The 4,759-nt window shown below is 71.2% G+C and carries 5 protein-coding genes; all 5 read left to right on the top strand.

The features are described from left to right. Positions 1–309 precede the first annotated feature (309 nt). Genes aroF through aroC form a run of 5 tightly spaced genes read left to right on the top strand, consistent with a single transcriptional unit; the run spans position 310 to position 4,735 of the window. Positions 310–1,206, top strand: a complete 897-nt coding sequence (gene aroF, locus D7X55_RS35805; RefSeq protein ID WP_255425052.1) for a 3-deoxy-7-phosphoheptulonate synthase — start codon at positions 310–312, stop codon at positions 1,204–1,206. Beyond that, positions 1,203–1,892, top strand: coding sequence for a bifunctional demethylmenaquinone methyltransferase/2-methoxy-6-polyprenyl-1,4-benzoquinol methylase UbiE (gene ubiE, locus D7X55_RS35800; RefSeq protein WP_121725385.1), 690 nt, complete (start codon positions 1,203–1,205; stop codon positions 1,890–1,892). Before aroF ends, ubiE begins: the two co-directional genes overlap by 4 nt. After that, positions 1,873–2,472, top strand: coding sequence for a shikimate kinase (locus D7X55_RS35795; RefSeq protein WP_120546405.1), 600 nt, complete (start codon positions 1,873–1,875; stop codon positions 2,470–2,472). The genes ubiE and D7X55_RS35795 overlap by 20 nt, the downstream gene beginning before the upstream one ends. Beyond that, on the top strand, positions 2,472–3,719 hold the full coding sequence (locus tag D7X55_RS35790; protein WP_407921812.1) for a shikimate dehydrogenase: 1,248 nt from the start codon (positions 2,472–2,474) through the stop codon (positions 3,717–3,719). Before D7X55_RS35795 ends, D7X55_RS35790 begins: the two co-directional genes overlap by 1 nt. Continuing rightward, complete coding sequence (gene aroC, locus D7X55_RS35785; RefSeq protein WP_121725384.1) at positions 3,716–4,735, top strand: chorismate synthase; 1,020 nt, start codon at positions 3,716–3,718, stop codon at positions 4,733–4,735. The genes D7X55_RS35790 and aroC overlap by 4 nt, the downstream gene beginning before the upstream one ends. Positions 4,736–4,759: the final 24 nt, after the last annotated feature.

The following is a 4,759-nucleotide window of genomic DNA, read 5'->3' as shown; positions in this document are numbered from 1 at the left end:
CGCCTCGCCCCACCCCGCCACCGCCTCGCGCGCCACCGGCCGCTCCCAATACACGGAGGGAACGCCGAGTCCGTCCACGCCGGCCAGGGGATCCACTCCGGGCAGCGGCATCATCCCGGCGACCCATCGCGGATCCTCAGCGGGACTGAGCGGCGTCATCAGCCATTCTCCTGCACCTCGGGGGAGGCGAGTGACATCACCTTCGATTGTCTTCTAAGCGATCTCGGCTATACATGCACCATGGAGTTCAAAACCGCTTGAACTCGATGGAACCCGAATTCCAGTAACTCCAGCGAAGAGGGAGCCGCCGTGGGAGGCCAGCAACCAGACGACCCAGCCGCGCGGCGTGACCCGGGCGCACACCGCGTCCTGCGCGCGTCGCGTCCAGCGGGCACGCGCGTGCAGGTGGGCGGCGTGGAGGTGGGCGGGCCCGGCTTCGTGGTGATGGCGGGGCCGTGCGCGGTGGAGGGCGCGGAGCCGTTGGAGCTCGCGGCTCGCGCGGTGGCGCAGGCGGGCGCGCACCTGTTGCGCGGCGGCGTGTTCAAGCCGCGCACCAGTCCGTACGCATTCCAGGGCATGGGAGAGCCGGGGCTGAAACTGTTGGTGGACGCGGGCCGGCGTCACGGGCTGCCCATCATCAGTGAGGTGATGGAGACGGAGCAACTGCCCCTGATGGCGGAGCACGCGGACGTGCTCCAGGTGGGCGCGCGGAACATGCAGAACTTCGGGCTGCTGCGCGCGCTGGGGAAGGTGCGCAAGCCGGTGCTGCTCAAGCGCGGGCTGTCCGCCACGGTGCAGGAGTGGCTCAACGCCGCCGAGTACATCCTGGCGGGCGGCAACGAGCAGGTGATGCTCTGCGAGCGCGGCATCCGCACCTTCGAGACCGCGATGCGCAACACGCTGGACCTGGCCGCGGTGGCGTGGGCGAAGGAGCGCACGCACCTGCCGGTCATCGTGGATCCGTCCCACGCCACGGGCATCCCGTCGCTCATCACACCCATGTCACTGGCGGCGGCGGCCTGCGGGGCGGATGGATTGTTGATTGAAGTCCACCCCCGGCCGGAGCAGGCGTTGTGCGACGGGCAGCAGGCGATGTCGCCCGGGGATTTCGCTACGTTGATGAAACGGCTGCCGGGCGTGCTCGCCGCGGTGGACCGTCACCTTTGGACGCCGGCGGAGCCGGCACAGATCGCGGGGGCGCGATGAGCACCGAAGTCCGTCAGATGTTCTCTTCCATCGCCACGCGCTACGACGTGACGAACGAAGTCCTCTCGCTGGGCATCCACCGGCTGTGGCGGCGCTCGGCGGTGAAGCTCAGCGGTGCGAAGGAAGGCAGCCACGTCCTGGACTGCGCCACCGGCACGGGCGACCTGGCGCTGGCGTTCAAGCGCAAGGTGGGCTCCACGGGCCGCGTGGTGGGCACGGACTTCTGCCCGGAGATGCTGGAGAGCGCCCCGGCCAAGGCGGCCAAGGCGGGGCTGGAGGTGGAGTTCCAGGTGCAGGACGCCATGGCGCTCACCCTGCCGGACAACTGCTTCGACGTGGCGTCCATCTCCTTCGGCATCCGCAACGTGGATGATCCGGTGAAGTGCCTCCAGGAGATGGCGCGCGTGGTGCGCCCCGGAGGCCGCGTGGTGGTGCTGGAGTTCGGCCAGCCCACGGGCCCGTACGGCGCGCTGTTCCGCTTCTACAGCAAGACGGTGATGCCGGCGATTGGCGGCCTGCTCACGGGCAACAAGGCGGCGTACCAGTACCTGCCCCGCACCGCCGCGGCCTTCCCCGCCGGTGACCGCTTCCTCTCCCTGATGGACCAGGCCGGCGCCTACAGTGAGCGCGCCGCCCACCCCCTGCTGTTTGGAACCGCCTACGTCTATGTCGGAACCGTCCGTTGAGGCCCGGCGCCTCCTTGTTTCGCAAGTCGTCGCGTCGGTAGACCCCAGACTCCAGCAGGCGCTCCAGGGGACACTCTCGTCCCCGGGGCCCTGCCCCCGCCCGGCGGACGCGCAGACCGTCGTCATCGCGGGGCACCGCGCGGCCGGCAAGACGCGCCTGCTGCCGCTCGTTTCACAACTGCTCGGCCGGACCGGGTTGGACCTGGACGCGGAGCTGGAGCGCCGGCACGGGCGCCCGCTCCGCTCATGGGTCGCGGAGTCCCCCACCACCTTCCGCGCCGCCGAGCGCGAGACGCTGGGCCTGCTGCCCCAAGGCAGCGTGGTGGCGGTGGGTGGCGGCTTCCTGTCGCACCATCCGGACGCGCTCGCGGGGCACTTCACGCTCGTCGTCCCCGTCACGTTCGACACGTATCGCGAGCGGCTGATGGCGGACACCACGCGCCCACGGCTGCGCGCGGACGTGTCGCTGGAGGAGGAGCTCCACTCGCTGTTCCATGAACGCGAGGCGCTGCACGCCCGCGTCCCCACCATCTCCCTGGCGGACTTCCTCCGGGGCTGTCTTGCCCAGGAGCCCGCCTGATGGCCACCCGGCGCATCATCACCCTGCCCCCCACCCTCACCGGCGCGGACGCCATCGCCTTCGCGCGTGACGGACTCAAGCGGGGCGCGGACGTCATCGAGGTGCGGACCGATCTGCACGCACCCGGCGACGTCGATCCCGATGCGCTCGCGCGCGTGATGCCGCTGCTCGTCTCCGAGCGAGGCAAGCCGCTGCCCGCGCCGTGGGTCCAGGCCGCGTGGCGCGTGGACCGCGACGTGGAGCGAGCGCAGGACATGGACGCGCCGCCTGGCAAGCTGCTCGCGTCGCACCACGCGGAAGGTCCGCTCACGACGGCGGAGGCCATGCGGCGCTGGTCCCGGCCCATTCCGCCGGATGCGCTGGTGAAGCACGTGGAGCCCATGGACGGGCCCGCGCATCTGGACGTGCTGCTCCAGACCCAGGCCGCGTTGTCCCAGCGCTTCGGCGCCGAGCGCGTCACCGTGCTGGGCATGGGCCCTGTCGCCATCCCGGCGCGCGCGGTGCTCTCACGCAGGAACGGCCTGGAGTACGTGGCCATGGGCGGCCCGTGGACGGCGGCTCCGGGACAGCGCCTGCTGGACGACGTGGTGCGCGAGCACCGCAAGGCGAAGGATCCGCACGCCCTGCGCCTGGGCATCCTGGGCACGGCGATTCCGCACTCGCGCTCGCCGCGCATCCACCGTCAGCCGTTCGATCGCATCGACCTGGCGGAGGACGCGCCGGTGGAGGCGGTGGTGGACGCGCTGCTGCCGCACTACGCGGGCTTCGCGGTGACGAGCCCGTTCAAGATGCGGCTCGCGAAGCACACGGGCTCCCAGCTGGACGCCATCAACACGCTGGTGCGCCGGGGCTCGCGGTGGGAGTCGTTCAACACCGACACGGAAGGGGCCCGCGCGGTGCTGGAGCGGCTGGGCTCGAAGGACGTCGCGGTGCTGGGCGACGGCGGCTCCACGCAGGCGCTGCGGTTGGTGGCCGCTGAACAGCGATTCGCCCTGCGGGTCGTCAAGCGCGCGGAGATTCACGCACCGCTGTCCGGGGATTGGGTCTGGACGTGGCCGGACCGCGTGGCTCCCCCCGAAAACCTGCGATTCCAGGGGGCACGCGTGGCGGTGATCGCATACGGTGCGCCCGGCCGGCGCGTCGCCGCGGAGATCGTTCGCCGCGGGGGCACCCCTCTCCTGCTAGGTGCGGCGTGGTTCGTCGCCCAGGCCCGGCGGCAGCGACAACTCTGGGAAACGGCGACATGAATACCTTCGGCACCCTCTTCCGGTTGACGACCTTCGGCGAAAGCCACGGTCCCGCGCTGGGCTCCGTCATCGATGGCTGCCCCGCGGGTGTTCCGCTCACGCGCGAGATGATCCAGGCAGCGCTGGATCGCCGGCGTCCCGGGCAGTCCGCCCTGGTGACCCCGCGCAACGAGCCCGACACCGTTGAAATCCTGTCCGGCGTCTTCCAGGACAAGACGCTGGGCACGCCCATCGCGGCCATCGTGCGCAACGCGAACCAGCGCTCGCAGGACTACAACCAGCTGGCCAGCGTGGACCGGCCGGGCCACGCGGACGCGGTGTGGCGCGAGCGTTACAAGCACCGCGACCACCGGGGCGGCGGCCGCACCAGCGGACGTGAGACGCTCTGCCGCGTCATCGGCGGCGCCATCGCGGAGGCGTACCTCGCGCGCGACCTGCCCTCCATCAGCACCGTCGCCTACGTGTCCCAGGTGGGTGAGTTGGTCGCTCCCGTTCCGGCGCCGGGCCTCACCCGCGCCATGGTGGACGCGCACCCCACCCGCTGCCCGGATGAAGCCGTCCGTGAAGAGATGGCCCGGCAAATCCTCGCCGCGAAGGAGGCCGGGGACAGCCTGGGCGGCTCCATCGACGTGCGCGTGGAGGGCCTGCCCGTGGGCCTGGGCGAGCCCATCTTCGGCAAGCTGAAGGCGCTCATCGCGCAGGCGCTGGGCAGCATTGGCGCCGTCACCGGCGTCATGTGGGGTCCGCCGGATCTGCTCCAGCGCATTGGCCAGCCCGGCACGAAGTTCCATTCCGTGAAGGACGCGTACGGCGGCATCCAGGGTGGGCTCGCCAACGGTGAGCCCATGCAGGTGCGCGCCTACTTCAAGCCCCCCGCGACGCTCGCGGATCACGCCAAGGGCGGCCGTCACGACCCGTGCATCATGCCCCGCGCCGTCCCGGTGCTGGAGGCCATGGTGTCGCTCGTCATCGCCGACCTCGTCCAGCAACTCAACGCCCGCCCCCACTCCGCATGAGCCCGCTTCCTCCCGGTTCCTACC

The organism is Corallococcus sp. AB049A (assembly GCF_003668885.1).
GTDB classification, from domain to species: Bacteria; Myxococcota; Myxococcia; order Myxococcales; family Myxococcaceae; genus Corallococcus; species Corallococcus interemptor.
Note: the sequence above shows the minus strand (reverse complement) of the source record. Positions and strands in the feature narration are given on the sequence as shown.

Coding starts and splice junctions, on each gene's coding strand:
- ubiE (WP_121725385.1), top strand. CDS start 1,203: ATGAGCACCGAAGTCCGTCAGATGTTCTCTTCCATCGCCACGCGCTAC.
- D7X55_RS35795 (WP_120546405.1), top strand. CDS start 1,873: ATGTCGGAACCGTCCGTTGAGGCCCGGCGCCTCCTTGTTTCGCAAGTC.
- D7X55_RS35790 (WP_407921812.1), top strand. CDS start 2,472: ATGGCCACCCGGCGCATCATCACCCTGCCCCCCACCCTCACCGGCGCG.
- aroC (WP_121725384.1), top strand. CDS start 3,716: ATGAATACCTTCGGCACCCTCTTCCGGTTGACGACCTTCGGCGAAAGC.